This window comes from Streptomyces sp. WMMC940, assembly GCF_027460265.1.
Classification (GTDB): Bacteria; Actinomycetota; Actinomycetes; order Streptomycetales; family Streptomycetaceae; genus Streptomyces.
The window spans coordinates 286558-304615 of sequence record NZ_JAPZBC010000001.1; the positions used below are offsets into that span (position 1 = coordinate 286558).

An 18058-nucleotide genomic window follows, 5' to 3' on the forward strand; every position below is an offset into this window, starting at 1 on the left:
GCCGCTGCGCGAATGACCCGAATTGATTTCCGCGGGCATTGCGAGACCCTGCACGCCCCGCGCCGCCGATCGACCGAAATTTAACCTCCGGGCAACACCAAAGCCTTTTCGGGGAATGATGAATTCGGTAGAGCACCACGTGGACCTGGTCATCGGAATCACCCCCTTCGGTGAACCGGACGCCCGTCTCGCCGCCGGGGTGAGCCGCGCCGGCGGACTCGGAGTGCTCGACCTGGGTTCGGGGGACCGGAGAGCGAGAGAGGCCCTGGCGGCTCTGCGCCGATGGCCCCCCGGGCGCTGGGGCGTACGGATCGGCCCGCGCTGCGGAGCGGACCCGCGTGACCTCGTTGGGGAGCACGGATCCCCCGGCGGGCCGGACACGGTGGTGCTCGCGCCCGACTCCGCCTGGGACCTGTCCGCGATCCCGCGGGACCCCCGGCTGCGGGTGCTCGTGGAGGTCACCGGGCCGGAGGCAGCGCGTCGGGCCGTGGAGTCGGGGGCCGGCGGGCTGATCGCCCGTGGCAGCGAGTGCGGAGGCCCCGTCGGGGAGCTCAGCACCTTCGTACTCCTCCAGCAGCTGCTCGCGGCGGAGTTGGGGGTTCCGGTGTGGGCCTGCGGGGGGATCGCGCCGCGGACCGCCGCCGCCGCCGTGGTGGGCGGCGCCGCCGGGGTGGTGCTCGACACCCAGCTCGCACTGCTGGCCGAGTCACAGCTGCCCGAGCCGGTCGCGGCCGTGCTGCGGACCTGCGACGGCACGGAGACCGTGGTGTCCGGCGGCCACCGCACGCTGCGCCGACGGGGGCCCGCGCCCCGGTCCTCCGCCGACGACGCTTCCCCCGCACACCGCCTGCCGGTCGGACAGGACGCCTTTCTGGCCTCTCGGTTCGCCGAGCGCTGGGGCGACACCGGCCGCGCGGTCCGGGCGGTGCTCGGTGCCGTACGGTGCGCCGTACGGGACGGCGAACGCGAGGCAACCGCAAGGGCGCTGGGTGCGCACTCGGCGATGAGCCGGGCCCTGGGAACCCGGCTGCCGGTCGCCCAGGGCCCGATGACCCGGGTGAGCGACGGGGCCGCGTTCGCCGCCGCCGTCGCCGACGACGGGGCCCTCCCCTTCATCGCCCTCGCGCTCGCCGGGGCCGAGCGGTCCCGGACGATGCTGGAGGAGGCACGGCAGGTCCTGGACGGCAGGCCGTGGGGGGTCGGGATCCTGGGCTTCGCCCCCGAGGAGACGAGGACCGCACAGCTGGCGGCGGTCCGGGCGGCCGGACCCACCCATGCGATCGTGGCCGGTGGCCGGCCCTCGCAGGCACGGGTGCTGGAGGAGGCCGGGATCAGGACGTTCCTCCACGTGCCCTCACCGGGCCTGCTGCGGCAGTTCCTGGACGCCGGGGCCCGCCGGTTCGTCTTCGAGGGCGCCGAGTGCGGCGGCCACGTCGGTCCCCGGAACAGCTTCCCGCTCTGGGAGGCCCAGACGGCGGTGCTGGAGGACTTCCTCGACGGTCTCGCCCGGCGGTCGGACGAGACCACGGCGCGGGCCACCGCCGAACGGATCGAGGTGTTCCTCGCGGGCGGCATCCACGACGAGCGCTCCGCCGCGATGGCCGCCGCACTCGCGGCGCCGCTGACGGCGCGCGGCTGCGCCGTGGGCACCCTGATGGGCACGGCGTACCTCTTCACCGAGGAGGCGGTCGCCCACGGTGCCGTCCGGCCGCTGTTCCAGCGCCGGGTGCTCGCGGCGGAGCGCACGGCGCTGCTGGAGACGGCGCCCGGTCACGCCACGCGCTGTGTGCCGAGCCCGTTCAGCGACGCCTTCGGCACGCTGGCCGCCGGCATGCGCGAGGAGGGACTGGCCGAACGGGAGGTCTGGGAACGGCTGGAGCGGCTGAACGTCGGAAGGCTGCGGATCGCCGCCAAGGGCGTGGAACGCACCGGCGGCGGGGCCCTCGGACCCGTCGACGAGGAACGCCAGCTGGCGGAGGGCATGTTCATGGCCGGCGAGGTGGCGGTGCTGCGAACGGCCACGACCACCGTCGCCCGGCTGCACTCCGCCGTGACCGAGGGCGCGGCGAGCTTGCTCACCGGGCGGGCCGCCGGGGCCCACCCCGGCACGCACGGCGGAGCGACGGGCGAACCGGAGCCGTCGCGGCCGCTGGACGTGGCGGTGATCGGCATGGCCTGCATGTTCCCCGGTGCTCCCGATCTGGCCTCCTTCTGGGCCAACGTCCTCGACGGGGTCGACTCGGTGGGGGAAGTCCCCCGTGACCGCTGGGATCCCGGTGTGCACGGCGTCGAGGCGGGCGGTGCGATCACCTCACGCTGGGGCGGGTTCCTGCCGCCGATTCCCTTCGACGCCCTGCGCTACGGCATCCCTCCCGCCTCGCTGGGCAGCATCGAGCCCGTGCAGCTCCTGGCCCTCGAAGCCGCACGGCGGGCGCTGGACGACGCGGGGCTCGGGGAGGGCGGCCGGGCCTTCGACCGGACGCGGACGGGTGTGGTGTTCGGTGCCGAACCGGGCAGCGACCTCTCGAACGCGACGACGCTGCGCGCGGTGCTCCCGTCGTACTTCGGCGAGGTGCCGAAGGGACTGCAGGAGCAGCTTCCGCCGCTGACCGAGGACTCCTTCCCCGGAATGCTCGCGAACGTGGTCTCCGGGCGGATCGCGAACCGGCTCGACCTGGGCGGTCCCAACTTCACCGTCGACGCGGCCTGTGCCTCCTCCCTCGCGGCGGTGGACGTCGCCTGCAAGGAACTGGTCGCCGGCACCAGCGACATCATGCTGTGCGGAGGTGCCGATCTGCACAACGGCGTCAATGACTACGTGCTGTTCTCCTCGGTGCACGCCCTCTCCCCCACCGGCCGCAGCCGGGCCTTCGACGGCTCGGCCGACGGGATCGCACTCGGCGAGGGCGTGGCGTGCGTGGTGCTGAAACGGCTGGCCGACGCCGAGCGGGACGGCGACCGCATCTACGGTGTCGTCAAGGGCATCGGCAGTTCCAGCGACGGCCGGTCCCTCGGGCTGACGGCACCGCGTCCGGAGGGCCAGCGCAGGGCATTGGAACGGGCGCACCGCAATGCCGGTACGTCGCCGGCGGACGTGGGGCTGGTGGAGGCGCACGGCACGGGCACGGTCGTCGGCGACAGGACCGAACTCGAGGTCCTCACCGAGGTGTTCGGGGCCGCCGGCGCGAGCCGGGGCGGCTGTGTCCTGGGATCGGTCAAGTCGCAGATCGGGCACACCAAGTGCGCCGCGGGCCTGGCCGGGCTGATCAAGACGGTGATGGCCCTGCACACCGGCGTCCGTCCGCCCACCCTGCATCTGGAACAGCCCAACGCGGCCTGGCACGAGGACCGCAGCCCGTTCGTCTTCCACCACCAGGCACTTCCGTGGGCCGCACCGGCCGAGCGGCGCGTGGCGGGCCTGAGCGCGTTCGGCTTCGGAGGCACCAACTTCCATGTGGTGCTGGGCGCGCACGCCGGGGGGCTGCCGCCCTCGCACGGGCGTGACGTGTGGCCCGCCGAACTGTTCCTGTTCCGCGGGGCGGACCCGGCGGCCGCGCGCCGGGCCGCGGAGGACCTGTTGGAGAAGGCGTCACCGGCCGCGGCGGGGACGAGTCCGTGGCGGCTGCGGGACCTCGCGCTCGCCGCCTCGCGGCGCGCCGCGACGGACCGGGGTCCGGTGCGGATCGCCGTCGTCGCGAAGGATCCCGACGAGCTGTGCCGGCGGCTGCGTCGAGCCCTCGACGGCGGGCACGATCCGGGTGCGGGGGTCCACCTCGCCGGCGACGAGGCTGCGGGCGCCACGGGTATCGGCGGGGGGCCCGGGGACGGGCCCCGGGGCGGGGGCGGAAAGGTCGCCTTCCTGTTCCCCGGGCAGGGGAGCCAGCGGACGGGCATGTTCGCCGGCCTCTTCGCGGCCTTCCCCGAACTGCAGCACCTCCTCGCGCTCGACCGCGGCACTGCCGCCGCGCTGCACCCCCCGGCCGCGTTCACGGACACCGCGCGCGGGCGCGCCGGCGCCGCGCTCACCGACACCCGGGCCGCCCAGCCCGCGCTCGGCATGGTGGACCTCGCCGCCCACGCGCTGCTGACACGGGCCGGGGTCGTGCCCGACATGGCGGCGGGCCACAGCTACGGCGAACTGGTCGCCCTCAGCGCCGCCGGCGCCCTCGATCCGGAGACGCTGCTGACGCTGAGCTCCGAGCGCGCCGCTGCGATCCTGGCGGCCGCCGGGGACGATCCCGGGGCCATGGCGGCGGTGAGCGCGTCCGCGGCGGACGTCGAGCGGGTCCTGGGCCCGACGAGGGGCGACGGCGGTCACCGCGACCGCGACCGCGGGAGCAACGGCGACCGCGCGGCGGGCGGGCTCCTGGGCGCCGGGCTCGTCGTGGCCAATCACAACACGCCGCGGCAGACGGTGGTCTCCGGTCCCACCGCCGCGGTGGAGGCCGCGCTGGGGCTGCTGCGCGACGCGGGTCTCGGAGCGAAGCGCCTGCCGGTGGCGTGCGCGTTCCACAGCCCACTGGTCGCGGGAGCCGGTGAGCGATTCGCGCGGGTGCTGGCCGAACACCCCGTACGACCGCCGGAGTTCCGGGTGTGGTCCAACCGCACCGCCCGGCCCTACGACGACCGCCCCGACGGAATCCGTGCGGAGCTGGCCGCGCAGATCGGCGCTCCGGTGCGTTTCGCCGAGCAGATCGAGGCGATGTACGAGGCGGGCGCGCGGGTCTTCGTCGAGTGCGGACCGGGCCGGGTGCTGACCGGGCTGGTGGCCGAGATCCTCGGTGATCGGCCGCACCGCACCGTCGCGTGCGCGCCACGGCCGGGAAGCGGACTGCCCGAACTCCTCGACGCCCTGGCCCGGCTCGCGGTGGCCGGGGTGCCGGTGACCACCGGCTGGATGTTCCGGGGACGTGACGCGGTGGACCCGGACCGGGCCGAGAACGGCCGCAAGCCCGGCTGGACGGTCGACGGGCATCTCGTCCGCACCGCGTCCGGCGAACTCCTGCCCGGTGCGCTGGCACCGGCCCGACGTGTCGTGGAGACGACTGTGACGGACCATCACGGGGGCTGGGCGGCCGAGGGCGCCGCGACCGGCCAGGACGCGCTGATAGCCGAATTCCTCCGAACGAGCCGGGAGATGGTGGCGGCCCAGCGCGACGTCCTGCTGACCTACTTCGGCGGGCGGGCACCCGGGGACCCCCTGCCCGCCCCGGCCGGCCTTCCGCTGGCTCCGGCACTGTCGGCGGGACGCCCGGAGACATGGGGGTCCGAGCCCACCGGCGCGGCCCCGGAGGCCGGAGCCGCTGCCCGACCCGGCCCCCACGAGGGCCAGGAGCGGACGGTCGCCCCCGGAAGCGGCGCGGATGCGGCCGGGCCGCCCTCCGGTGACGACGTCCTGCGCCTGATCGTGGACATCATCAGTGAGCGCACGGGCTATCCGGCCGACATGGTCGAGCCGGGCCTCGACCTGGAAGCGGATCTGAGCATCGACTCGATCAAGCGGACCGAGATCGTCGGCGAACTGGCCGGACGGCTGATCCGGGACGGCGCGGCGCCCGCCGGCGCAGGCGCGCTGGACGACGCCGCGATGGAGGAGCTCTCCCGGGCGAGAACCGCAGAGGCCCTGGCCGCGGGGATCTGCGCCCTCCTGCCCGGTGCCGGTGCCGAGCCGGACGGCGGTCCGGCGGCTCCCGTCGCCGTGCCGGGAACCCTGCCCGCCGCGGCGCCGGACGCTGCCCCGGAGCGGAACGGCAACGGCCCGTACGCCGTTGCGGCCGCGGGCACCGGCACGGGGTCGAGGTCGGCGAGGTCAACGGCGACGGTGCCGACGACGGCGCAGACGCCGCGGTTCCCTTCCGGGGACGGCGCCGGTGCCACGGCGCCCGGAGCGGACACCCTCCTCATCGCCGCGCCCAAACGCCTGGAACTGCGCAAGGTGCCCCTGATCGGCAGTCCGAGTACCGCGACGCCCGCGGCTCTGCGGGGGCGGAGGTTCGCAGTGCTCGGCGACGGGGACGGTGAGCTCGCGGGCACGGCACGGGCGCTCGCCGCGGCGCTGGAAAGGCACGGTGCCGCGTCCGTCGTCCTGGGCGCCGAACAGCCGCTGCCGCCGCAGAACGGCCACGGGCCGCTCGACGGTGTCGTCCTGCTCGACCCGCTGGCCGCCTCCGGGCCGCCGGTCCTGCCCTCGGCCTTCCCGGCCGTCAAGGCAGCGCTGGCCTGCCGCCCCGCACGGCTGCTCGCCGTACGGCTCACCGAGGAGGGCCGGGTGGCGGAGCGTTCGGCCGGGCTGCGCGGGCTCTTCCGCACCATCGCCCGGGAGTGCCCCGACACCGGTCCCACCGTGATCGACCTCGATCCGGGCGGGGCGCGCGGGCTGCATACGCCGGAGGGCGTCGCCGCCGCGGTGGTCGATGAGCTGTCCGCGGCCGGCGGAGCACCGGTCGTGGTGCGCGACGCGGACGGCCTTCACACCTGGGAGCCCGTCGAGGCGCCCTTCGGGACGACGGCCGCGACCGGTGCGGGACCCGCCGGGGACGGGGCGGCGGAGGCGGCGGCGCTCGGGCTCGACCAGGACTCGGTCGTCCTGCTCACCGGAGGGGCCCGGGGCATCACGGCGGCGTTCGCCGTCGCACTCGCCAGAGCTTCCCGCTGCCGCGTCGAACTGCTCGGCAGGACGCCCGCCCCCGCCGGGCCGGAGGATCCGGAGACGGCGGCGGCCGGCGACAGGGCGGCGCTGCGCCGCGTGCTCGCGGTGCGGGGCGGGTACGCCTCCCCCGCCGAGATCGACCGGGCGGCCGAGCTGCTCCTCGCCCAGCGGGAGATGGCCGCCACCCTGGCCGCGCTCGAAGCCGCCGGGAGCCGGGTCCGCTACCGCAGCGTCGACTGTCGCGACTCCGCCGCCGTGCTGCAGGCGGTGAAGGAGATCCACGCCGACCACGGGCGTCTCGACGGAGTCGTCCACGCCGCGGGGGTCATCGACGACAGGCTCATCGCGGAGAAGTCCCCGGAGTCCTTCGAGCGGGTGTACGGCACCAAGGTCGCGGGGGCGGGATCACTTCTCGCGGCACTCGGCGAACTGCCCGACGAGGGAGCGCGGTTCATCGTGCTGTTCGGCAGTGTCTCCGCGGTGTTCGGCAACCGGGGCCAGGCGGACTACGCGGCCGCCAACGACGCCCTGGAGACCTTGGGCGAGCAGTGGCGGGCCCGCACCGGTCAGCGGGTGCTGACGGTCCACTGGGGCCCCTGGGCTCCCGGCGGACTCCACACCGGAATGGTCGGCCCGGAGCTCGCCCGCGAGTACGCCCGGCGCGGAATCGCCCTGATCGACCCCGAAGAGGGGCCACTGGCGCTGCTGCGGGAACTCGCCTGGGGCGACCCGGCGGCCGGGGCGGTCGTCCACACCGCCTCGGAGTGGTGACATGACCGGTGCGGGGTCGAGCGCCGGACCGGACCGGACCGCCGGCGGCGAGCGGGGCGAGGGCGGCCGCGGCCGCCACGCCGTTCCCGTCGCCATCACGGGAATGGCCGTACTGCTGCCGGGGGCCCGGGACCTGGCGGCGTACTGGCGCAACCTCGTCGCCGGGCTCGACGCCGTCGGTGACGTGCCGGAGGGCCGCTGGGACGCCGCCTACTACCGGCCCTCGGCGGCGGACGGGCCGGCCGCCGCGGACCAGGTGTACTGCCGGCGCGGCGGCTTCGTGGACGCGCTGGCGGAGGTGGACGTGACCCGTTTCGGCATCATGCCGAGCTCGGTGCCGGGCGCGGAGCCCGACCAACTGATCGCGCTCCAGGTGGCGGCGTCCGCGATCGCGGACGCCGGCGGCGAGGACCGGCTTCCGGTCCGGGACCGGGTCGGCGTCGTGCTGGGCCGGGGCGGTTATCTGACGCCGGGGCTGGTCCGCCTCGACCAGCGGGTCCGTACCGCGGCCCAGCTGGTGCGCACGCTCGGGGAGTTGCTGCCGCACCTCGGCGCCGACCAGCTGGCCCGGGTGAGGGAGGCGTTCACCGAACGGCTCGGTCCCGATCGGCCGGAGAACGCCATCGGCCTCGTCCCCAATCTTGCGGCCTCCCGGCTGGCCAACCGGCTCGATCTGCGCGGTCCCGCCTACACCGTGGACGCCGCGTGCGCCTCCTCGCTCGTCGCCGTGGACCAGGCGGTGGGCGAGCTGGCGTCCGGCCGGTGCGACCTGATGCTCGCCGGAGGCGTGCACCACTGCCACGACATCACCCTGTGGAGCGTGTTCTCCCAGCTCCGCGCCCTGTCCCCGAGCCAGCGCATCCGCCCCTTCCACCGGGACGCGGACGGCATCCTCATCGGTGAGGGCACGGGCGTGGTCGTGCTGAAGCGGCTGGCGGACGCCGTACGGGACGGGGACCGGATCTACGCGGTGGTCCGGGGGACGGCGGTCGGCAGCGACGGGCGTACGGCCGGACTGGTCAGCCCCGATCCGGGCGGGCAGATCCGAGCCGTGCGACGTGCGTGGGAGGCGGCCGGGCTGGACCCCGCCCAGCCGGGGTCGATCGGACTGCTGGAGGCGCACGGTACGGCGACTCCCGCCGGGGACGCGGCCGAACTGCGCACGCTGACCGAGGTCTTCGGGCCGCCCGACGACCGCGCGGGCGTGCGGCCCGCGGTGATCGGGTCGGTGAAGTCGATGATCGGCCACGCGATGCCCGCCGCGGGGGTCGCGGGCCTGGTCAAGGCGGCTCTCGCCGTGCACCACGCGGTGCTGCTGCCGACCCTGCACTGCGACGATCCCCATCCCGCGCTCGCCGGCACCCGTTTCCGTCCCCTGGCCGGCGCGGCGCCCTGGGACGCCGGCCCCGGGGGGACGCCGCGCCGGGCGGCCGTGAACGCCTTCGGGTTCGGCGGGGTCAACGCCCATGTGGTCCTCGAACAGGCCCCGGACGTCGTGGCGTTCACCCCCGCGCGGAAGCCGCGGGCCACCGCGTCCCCGGCCGTCACCGACGCGGGGCGGGGCGGCTCCGGCCGGACGGCCGCGGCCACCACCGTGATCGAACGGGAGCGCGTGCTGCTGCTGACCGCCTACTCGCCGGAGGGCCTCGCGACCGGGCTGGACACCGACGACTCCACGCTGCTGGCCGCGGGGCTCGCCGACCCCGCGTGCCCGGGAGCGGGGCCGGCCCGTCTCGGCATCGTCGATCCGACACCGAAACGGCTGGCGCTCGCCCGCCGGGTCACCGCCAAGGGCCGGGCGTGGCACGGCCGCGGCGACGTGTGGTTCTCCCCCCGCCCGCTGCTCGGCGGCGACCGGCCGGGGAGGATCGCCTTCGTCTTCCCGGGACTTGAAAGCGAGTTCGAGCCGCGCGTCGACGACGTCGCCGCCCGGTTCGGGCCGGCGCGGCCGGGGCCGGCCGGCGGTGCGACGGCGGCCCGCGTCGGGGACATCGGCCGGCACGGGCTGGGCGTGGTGGCGGTGGGCAGGCTCCTGGACACCGCCCTGCGCCGGATGGGCGTGGTGCCGGAGGCAGTGGCCGGGCACAGCATCGGCGAGTGGACGGCGATGGCGGTCGCGGGTCTGTACTCCGAGCGCGCCGTGGACGACTTCATGGCCTCGCTCGACCCCGACTCGGTGACGGTGCCGGACCTCGCCTTCGCCGCCGTGGGGGCGTCCGCGGACCGCGTACGGGCGGAGCTGGGAGCCCTCGGTCTGCCGGTGACCCTGTCCCACGACAACGCGCCGAGCCAGTCGATGGTGTGCGGGCCGCCGGACGCGGTCGAGGAGTTCGTCCGCGTCCTCCGCGCGGAAGGCGTGCTGTGCAGGGTGCTGCCGTTCCGTTCGGGGTTCCACACACCCATGCTGGAGCCGTCCCTGGGCCCGTTCCGCGCCGCGGCCGAACGTTTCGCGCTGCACACGCCCACCGTGCCGGTCTGGTCCGGCACGACGGCGGCCCCGTTCCCCCGTGACGAGGCCGCCGTACGGGAACTGTTCGTCCGCCATCTGCTGGAGCCCGTGCGCTTCCGCCAGTTGACCGAGTCGATGTACGCGGCGGGGTTCCGGGCGTTCGTCCAGGTCGGTACGGGAGCACTCGGGTCGCTCATCGGCGACACGCTGTCGGGGCGGGAGCATCTCGTCGTCGCCGCCAACACACCGCACCGTGCGGGCCTTTCGCAGCTGCGACGCGTGGCCGTGGCGCTGTGGGCGGAGGGCGCGGCGGTCGACCCGGACGTGATCGACCGCCATGGCGCCGCTCCGGCCGGGGCGCCCGGGCGCCGGACCTCCTCGTCGCGTGCCGATGCCGACGCCACGACGTCCCGGCCCCCCTCCCCGGCGGCCGGCGGCGCCGGCGTCATTGCTCGGCCTCCGGTGCGTCTCGACCTGGGCGGCGGGCTGGTCTCCCTGGAGCCGGGAACGCTCGCCGCGCTGCGGCTGTCGCTGCCGGCCGGACGGGAGGGTTCCGCGGCCGGCCCGGTCACCTCGACGGCCGCGGCGTCGGCGTCCACCGCGCGCGGCCCGGCGGGTACGGGTACGACCGGCGCCGCTACGGTACGGGGAGGCACGGCGGAGCTTGCCGGGGCCGAAGGCTCGTCGGGGAGTCCCGCGGCCCGCGGCGCTCCGCACCGGCCCGGGGAGTCCGTCCCCAGGCCCGGAGGCGCGGAACGGTTCCCGGCTCTCGCGGAGCTCGACGCGCTGATGCGGGAGACCGCGGCCACCGCGGCCGAGCTCATCGAGGCGGCCGGCCGCCGGCCCTCACCGGCGCGCCGGCCGGGCGCCACGCCGCACGTCCCGGCCCGCCGCACGCCCCCCGTGGCCGGCCCGGTCGCGCCCCGCACGGGGCGGGTCCCCGGCGGGGCGCCGTCCGGCCGCTCGGAGTACACGGTCCGGGTGGGCACCGACGCGATGCCGTACCTGCTCGACCACTGCTTCTTCCGGCAGCGGGCGGACTGGCCCGAAGTGGCCGACCGCTGGCCCGTCGTGCCGGCCACGACGATCGTCCACCATGTGATGGAGGCGGCCGAGCGCTGCGCTCCCGGTATGCGCGCCGTCGCCGTGCACGACGCCCGGTTCGACCGGTGGCTGACAGCCGCCGATCCGGCGGACGTGAAGGTCACCACGGCCCCCGCGGGCCCCGGGCGGGTCGCGGTGTCGTTCGGACCGCACGCACGCGCCGTGGTCGAGGTCGCCGCGCACCACCCCCCGCCGCCGGCTCCCTGGGATCCGGCGGCGTTCCGGGACGAACGCGCCCCCGGCCACACCGCGGCCCAGTTGTACGACGAGCGCTGGATGTTCCACGGCCCCGCGTACCAGGGGGTCACGGCGCTTCGGGGCATCGGCGAGCGGCACGTCCGAGCGGTGCTGACCACGCCACCGGCGCCGGGTGCGCTGCTGGACAACGTGGGGCAGGTCCTCGGCTACTGGATCATGGCGACCGCCGCCGAACGGACGGTCGTGTTCCCCGTCCGGATGCGGCACATGCGGTTCTTCGGCCCGGCCCCGCGGCCCGGCAGCGAGATGGAGTGCCTGGTCCGCGTCACCTCGCTCACCCCCGACCTCCTGGAGGCGGACGCCCTGCTGACATCCGGCGGCCGGGTCTGGGCGGAGCTCGGCGGCTGGCAGGACCGCCGGTTCGACAACGATCCGCACACACGCCCCGTCGAGCGCTTTCCGGAGCGCCACACGCTGTCGACGTCCCGGCCCGGCGGCTGGGCCCTGGTCCACGAGCGCTGGCCGGACCTGGCGTCACGCGATCTGATCATGCGAAACATGCTCGGCAGCGCCGAACGCGCCCAGTACGAACGGCACTCGCCGCTCGGGCGCCGGCAGTGGCTGCTGGGCCGCATCGCCGCCAAGGACGCCGTACGGCAGTGGCTGTGGCAGCGGGGCGAGGGACCGGTCTTCCCCGCGGAACTGCGCGTCGACAACGACGCCCGGGGACGGCCCCGGGTGACCGGGACGCACGGGCGTACGCTCCCCCCGCTGGCCGTCTCGCTCGCCCACCGGGCCGAGGCCGCGGTCGCGATCGTGCGCCCGTGCCCCCCGGTCCCGGGCGGCGGCGCGGTGACCGGACCCGGCATCGACATCGAGGAGATCGCCGAGCCGTCCGGGGCGACGCTGTCCGCCGCCCTGGCTCCGGCCGAACGCGAACTGCTGGCGGCCCGCAGCACCGGAGCGGGGGCGGCGGCCGGGGCCTCCGGAGCGCTGTGGTTCACCCGCTTCTGGGCGGCGAAGGAGGCCGCGGCGAAGGCGGAGGGAACCGGATTCGGCGGCCGCCCCAAGGACTTCGCCGTGGTGGCGGCGGCCGAGGACCGGCTGACGGTCGAGGTGCGCGGTGCTCCGGGCACCCCGGTACGCGTGTACCGGGTCCGGTGCGAAGAGGTGGCCAATCCGCCGGGTCTTCCCCCGCGCTCGTACGTCGTGGCGTGGGCCGAAGGACCGGAACGGGACGGGGAAAGGCACGAGGAGGAGGACAGGACGTGACCACGACCCAGGCGACCGTTCCGTCGGGGGCGGACGAGGACGCGATACTCGCCGACATCACGGCCATGATCGCGCTCGTCCTCGAGGACGACGGTCTCGACGACACGGAGGTCGGTATGGAGACCCGGTTCAGCAGGGACCTGGAGTTCGAGAGCATCGACCTGGTGACCCTGGCCGGTCATCTGGAGGCCCGGTACGGGCGTGACGTCAACTTCGCCGAGTTCGTGGCCTCGATGGAGCTCGACGACATCATCGAGCTCACCGTCGGCCGGCTCGTCGAACACGTGGCGAGGTGCCTGAAGAGCGCGGGAGCGGCCTGACCGATGGCGCTCATCGATGTCGCCGGTGTCCGTCTCCACGTCCAGCGCCTCGGCCCCGGCGACGGACGGCCGGGCCGGGAGACCGTCGTCCTGCTGCACGGGCTGCTCACCGACAGTCTGGCCAGCTACTACTTCACCGTCGCGCCCGCGTTCGCGGCGGCCGGGCTGGACGTCGTCATGTACGACCACAGGGGGCACGGCCGCAGTGGAAGACCCGCCGGCGGCTACGGACTCGGGAGGTTCGTGGACGATCTCGGCGCGCTGCTGGACCGGTTGGAGGTACCCGGCCCGGTCCACCTGGTCGGCAACTCCTTCGGCGGCACGGTGTCGTTCGGCTACGCCCTGCGCCGCCCGGACCGGGTCGCGAGCGTCTCCGTCGTCGAGTCCGAACCGGCCACGGCCTCCTGGGCGCGCAAGATCACCAGGCTGCTGGAGCGGGTACGGCACGAGATGACCGTCAACGAGAGCGAGGCGATCGACTGGATCGCGAGCCACCGCGGCCACCACACGGCCCGGCTGGCGAGGGCCGCGGGCCGCCTGGTGCGCGACACCTCGATCGCCGCGGAGGTCACCGACTGCGACCTCGTGTCCGAGGACGCCCTCCGCTCCCTGGACCGCCCGGTGCTCGCCGTCTACGGGGGCGACTCCGATCTCTGCGAACAGGCCCCGTGGCTGGAGTCGTTGCTGCCCCGCAGCCGGACGGTGCTGGTCCCCGGCCATGAGCACTCGGTGCTGGTCGAGGCGCCGCGCCGGGTGCGCGACCTCGTCCTCGGCTGGATCGCGGAGCACGGGTCCGGCGAACGCCGCGACGAGGGCGGCCGGGCGGCTGCCGCGCCCCTGGAGGTGAACGTCCCGTGAGCCGCTGCCTGTTCGTCGTCCCACCGCTCGTGGGGCACATCAATCCGCTGGTGGGGGTGGCCGCGGAGTTGGTCTCCCGGGGCCATCGGGTGGCCTGGGCGGGGGTGCCCGCGATCGTCCGCCGCCTCGCCGGGCCGGACGTGCACGTCTTCCCGTCGCCGGTGTCCTGGGCCGAAGCGGACCGTCCCGTCCGACCGCCGGACATCCGGGGGCCCGAGGCCCTGCGTTTCCTGTGGGAACGGTTCCTGGTGCCGCTCGCGGACGCCATGGCCGACGGCGTACGGGACGCGGTGCTGACGTTCCGGCCCGATGTGGTCGTGGCGGACCAGCAGGCACCGGCGGGTGCGCTGGTCGCGGAGCGGCTCGGGGTGCCGTGGGCGACGTCGGCGACGACCCCGGCCGAGTTCACGGACGCGCTGGCGGCCATGCCGAAGGTCGCCGCGTGGAACGACGCGCTGCTGCGGGACCTGCGGCTGCGCATCGGGGACCCGGAGGGCACGGCGGACCCCCGGTTCTCCCCGCGTCTGGTGCTGGCCTTCTCCACCCCGGAGCTGGCCGGGCGGCCCGCCCGGGGTGGCGGAGGGATCCGCTGGGTGGGCCCTTCGCTGGCCGCCCGTCCCTCGGCGGCCGACTTCCCGTGGGAGTGGCTGGACCCCGGGCGGGCGACGGTCCTGGTCACGCTCGGCACGGCGAACACCGACACCGGAGGGCGCTTCCTCACCGCATGCGCCGAGGCCCTGCGGGCGCGGGCGGACCGGCTGCAGGCCGTCGTCGTGGACCCGGAGGGCGTCCTCGGCGGCCCCGGCACCACCGTCCCGGGCGGCGCGCCCCCGGGGACGGGCGGGGGGACGGCCGCCGTCCGGCCGGACGGCGATCTGCTCGCCCTCCCCGTCGTACCGCAACTCGCGCTGCTCGGGCACGTGGACGCCGTCGTGTGCCATGCCGGTCACAACACGGTGGTCGAGGCGCTGTGGCACGGCGTTCCCCTCGTCGTGGCGCCGATCCGCGACGACCAGCCGGTCGTCGCCGCGCAGGTGTGCGACGCGGGGGCCGGGGTCCGGGTCCGGTTCGGCCGGGCCGGCGCCGACCGCATCGGAGCGGCCGTGGATGCCGTGCTGGACGGCCACGGCCACCGGGCCGCCGCGCGTGCCGTCGGATCGGCACTCCGCGCGGCGGGTGGCGCCGCGGCCGCGGCGGACCATCTCGAAGAACTGCTCGGGGAAGAGCTCCGGGACAAGGAGGAGGGATGACGTCGCGTGAGGTGCGCTCCCGCAGACGCCGTGCCCGGCAGGAGACGGTGAACCTGCTCCGGCCGGAGTACGAGGCCGAGCTGGCCGAGGGGCCCGAGGCGTTCTTCGAACCGCTGCGCCACGGCTGTCCGTGGTGCGGATCGGTCCGGATCGGCGGGCATCTGTGGACGTCGGACCTGCTCCAGCACAAGCCCGGCCGGTTCCGGATGGACCGCTGCCACTCCTGCGGCCACCTCTTCCAGAACCCCCGGCTGAACGCCCGCGGACTCGCCTTCTACTACCGCGACTTCTACGACGGCCTCGGCGAGCAGCAGCTGGACGGGATGTTCGGCGGGCGCACCGCGTCCTACCGGCGCCGAGCGGAGTCCGTGCGGCCCTGTGCCGGCGACGCGAAGCGGTGGCTGGACGTGGGCACCGGGCACGGGCACTTCTGCGAGGTGGCCCGGACGGTCCTGCCGGAGGTGGTGTTCGACGGACTCGACCGCTCCGAGGGGGCGGAACTGGCCGAGCGGCGGGGACGGGTCGAGCGGGGATTCCGGGGCGGCTTCACCGAACTGGCGCCGGACCTCGCCGGCGAGTACGACGTCGTCAGCCTGTTCCACTACCTCGAGCACAGCACGGAACCGCTGCACGAACTGGAGGCGGCCCGGACGTCGCTGCGCCCGGGCGGGCACCTGGTGGTGGAGGTGCCGGACCCGGAGAGCCGGTACGCGCGCCTGCTCGGCCGCTGGTGGCTTCCCTGGCTCCAGCCCCAGCACCTCCATCTCGTTCCGGTGGGCAATCTCCGCGTGGCGCTGGCGGAGCTGGGGTTCACGGTGGTGGACGAGCAGCACCGGTCGGCGCACGAGCCGGTCGACCTCGTGGCGGCGGTGTGGCTGGCGCTGGAAGGAGCCGCGCCGCGGGACGACCTCCCGTGGCTTCCGCCCGTCGGCCCGGTGCACCGGGCGCTGCGCGCCGCGGCGCTGCTGGCGGGCGTCCCGGCGCTGGTGGCGGCGGCGCTCCTCGATCAGGCGGTCGCGCCCTTCGCCGGACGTCTCGGGCTGTGCAACGCGTACCGCCTGGTGGCCCGCAAGGACTGACGGTGATGATCTCTGTGGCTCCGCCCGAGGTCTGACTCGAGGACTGACAGTGCCGCGCCGCCGGCGCGGACCCCGTCGGCCCTGCGGGTCACCGGAGTGTTGTGGGGTCGGCGCCGTCAGCGGTACGGCCCCGCCGCACACCTCGCCCGGTCAGCCGAGCGGACGCTCGTAGACGAGGAATCCCTCGTGCCGGGCCACACGGTCGTAGAGGGCCCGTGCGGTGGCGTTGTCCCGGTGCGTCTGCCAGTGGAGCCTCTCCGCGCCGTCCTCGCGCGCCGCCGCTGCCGTGGCCTCGATGAGGGTCCGGCCCACGCCCCGGCCGCGCGCGGTGGGGGCGGTGAACAGGTCCTCCAGACAGCAGTACGTGCCGGCGGCCCAGGTGGAGCGGTGCAGCACGTAGTGGCAGATGCCCACCAGTCCGCCGCCGGCCCACGCCCCGAGTCCCCGCACCGGCTCGGCCGGGTCGGCGAACCGGGCCCACGTCAGATCGGTGACCTCCGGCGGGAGGGTGTGCTCGTAGAATTCCAGGTACGCCTGCCACAGCGGCTCCCAGGCCTCCCGGTCACCGGGAGCGAGGGGGCGTACGTCGAGACCCGGGTCGGACGTCACGGTGGGTTTCCTCGCACTCGCATCGGTCTGCAGGTGAGCACAGGATGCCATGCGGGCCGTGGGGCTGTTCCACACCGCCGCACCTGCACGGATTCATGAGCATGCCAGGGCCGGCGGATCAGGCCCGACCGGCCGGACGGACGCTTCGGGCCGGGTGGTTCCCCCTCGGGTCGACATCGGCGCGCCGCGACCACATTTCGGCGAGTCTTATGCCCGGATATGATGCATTTTGTGATCATGTCCGGGCGGCTGCGGCGCCCTCGTCGCTTCTACGGAGCCCGGTGGACGGCTGTCCTGCTGTCGCCGGCCGTTCTCACGATCCTCATCTCCTCCCTGGCCTTCTCCACCCCGAGGGAGATCGCCTTCAGCCGTCTCCTGCCCGCCGCACCCGCTCTCGCCGCAGCGCTGTGGCCCGTGCTCGCCACGGTCCTGCTGGGGACGTTCTGCCTGCTGGTCATGATCAGCCTCAGCTTCTTCTACACCGATCTGGGGACGCCGTACACGGCCGCCGCGATCATCCTGGTGACGCTGGCGGCCGCGTACGCCAGCCACGTCAGGATCCAGCGCGAGGAGGCGCTGTTCCACGTACGGCTCGTCGCCGACGCCGCCCAGAAGGTGCTGCTGCGCCCGCTGCCGAGCCGTATCGACGACGTCGAGATCGAGTCGCTGTACCTGGCGGCCCAGGAGCAGGCCCGGATCGGCGGCGACTTCTACGAGGTGGCCGACACCCCGTACGGCGTGCGCCTGCTCATCGGGGATGTGCGGGGCAAGGGCCTGTCGGCGGTGGGCGCGGCGTCCGCCGTGATCAACTGCTTTCGGGAGAACGCGTACGACCAGCCCGATCTCCGTGGCATCACCCGGCGTCTCGAGACCAGCATCACCCGCTACAGCGCCGCGTTCCCCACCCAGGAACTGCCCGAGCGCTTCGCCACCGCCGTACTCGTCGAGATCCCCCACGACGGCGGCGCCATCCGGATCCTGAACTGCGGGCATCCCCCGCCGATGCTCGTGCACCGCGGTGAGATCCGCGTCCTGGAGCCGTCCACCCCCTCACCGCCCCTGAACCTGGCGGCGCTCATCGGGGACCACTACTACGTGGACACCGTCCCCTTCGACCCGGGCGACCATCTCCTGCTGTACACGGACGGTGTGACGGAGACCCGGGACCGCGCCGGGGAGTTCTTCCCGCTCCCGGACTGGATCCGGCGGAACGGCCCCGCCGCGCCGAGGGAGCTGCTCGACCGGCTCCACCAGGACCTGCTCCGCTACAGCGGCGGGCGGCTCGACGACGACATCGCCGCCCTCGCCGTGAGGTGCCCCAACAGCCGAGGGCCGGGGACGGCCGCACAGGCACCGGGAACCGTGGCGCCGTAACAGAGGGGACGGTGGGGACGGTCCGTGGACGACACGGCCGCCACAGGACCCCGCACCGGTGATCCGTGCGGCCCGGGACGTACCGGGCCGTCCGCGTTGGTGTTCCGCGCCGCCCAGGATCATGC

At 75.1% G+C, this 18058-nt stretch carries 8 protein-coding genes; 7 read left to right on the plus strand and 1 reads right to left on the minus strand.

Annotated features, from left to right (window positions below):
- Nucleotides 1-118: 118 nt before the first annotated feature.
- The 6 genes from O7595_RS01390 to O7595_RS01415 all read left to right on the plus strand — a co-directional run bounded on the left by O7595_RS01390 (nucleotide 119) and on the right by O7595_RS01415 (nucleotide 15950).
- A complete protein-coding gene (locus O7595_RS01390; RefSeq protein WP_269732329.1) occupies nucleotides 119-7420 on the plus strand; it encodes a type I polyketide synthase in 7302 nt (2433 codons plus the stop codon).
- 1 nt (nucleotide 7421) lies between these two features.
- Entirely contained in the window at nucleotides 7422-12443 is a 5022-nt protein-coding gene (locus O7595_RS01395; protein WP_269726872.1) for a type I polyketide synthase, read from the plus strand.
- A 65-nt stretch (nucleotides 12444-12508) separates the two neighbouring features.
- Nucleotides 12509-12763, plus strand: coding sequence for an acyl carrier protein (locus O7595_RS01400; protein ID WP_443071803.1), 255 nt, complete (start codon nucleotides 12509-12511; stop codon nucleotides 12761-12763).
- A gap of 3 nt (nucleotides 12764-12766) precedes the next feature.
- Nucleotides 12767-13621, plus strand: coding sequence for an alpha/beta fold hydrolase (locus O7595_RS01405; protein ID WP_269726874.1), 855 nt, complete (start codon nucleotides 12767-12769; stop codon nucleotides 13619-13621).
- Nucleotides 13618-14871: a glycosyltransferase gene (locus O7595_RS01410; protein WP_269726875.1), complete on the plus strand. Its 1254-nt coding sequence runs from the start codon at nucleotides 13618-13620 to the stop codon at nucleotides 14869-14871. The genes O7595_RS01405 and O7595_RS01410 overlap by 4 nt, the downstream gene beginning before the upstream one ends.
- Nucleotides 14868-15950, plus strand: coding sequence for a class I SAM-dependent methyltransferase (locus O7595_RS01415; protein WP_269726876.1), 1083 nt, complete (start codon nucleotides 14868-14870; stop codon nucleotides 15948-15950). Before O7595_RS01410 ends, O7595_RS01415 begins: the two co-directional genes overlap by 4 nt.
- Before the next feature lie 150 nt (nucleotides 15951-16100).
- Here the strand turns inward: O7595_RS01415 and O7595_RS01420 are convergent, their stop codons facing one another.
- A complete protein-coding gene (locus tag O7595_RS01420; protein ID WP_269726877.1) occupies nucleotides 16101-16559 on the minus strand; it encodes a GNAT family N-acetyltransferase in 459 nt (152 codons plus the stop codon).
- 231 nt (nucleotides 16560-16790) lie between these two features.
- Here O7595_RS01420 and O7595_RS01425 point away from each other — a divergent pair, with 231 nt between their 5' ends.
- Nucleotides 16791-17933 (plus strand): PP2C family protein-serine/threonine phosphatase, encoded by a 1143-nt coding sequence (locus O7595_RS01425; protein WP_443071548.1) that lies wholly within the window; start codon nucleotides 16791-16793, stop codon nucleotides 17931-17933.
- Nucleotides 17934-18058: the final 125 nt, after the last annotated feature.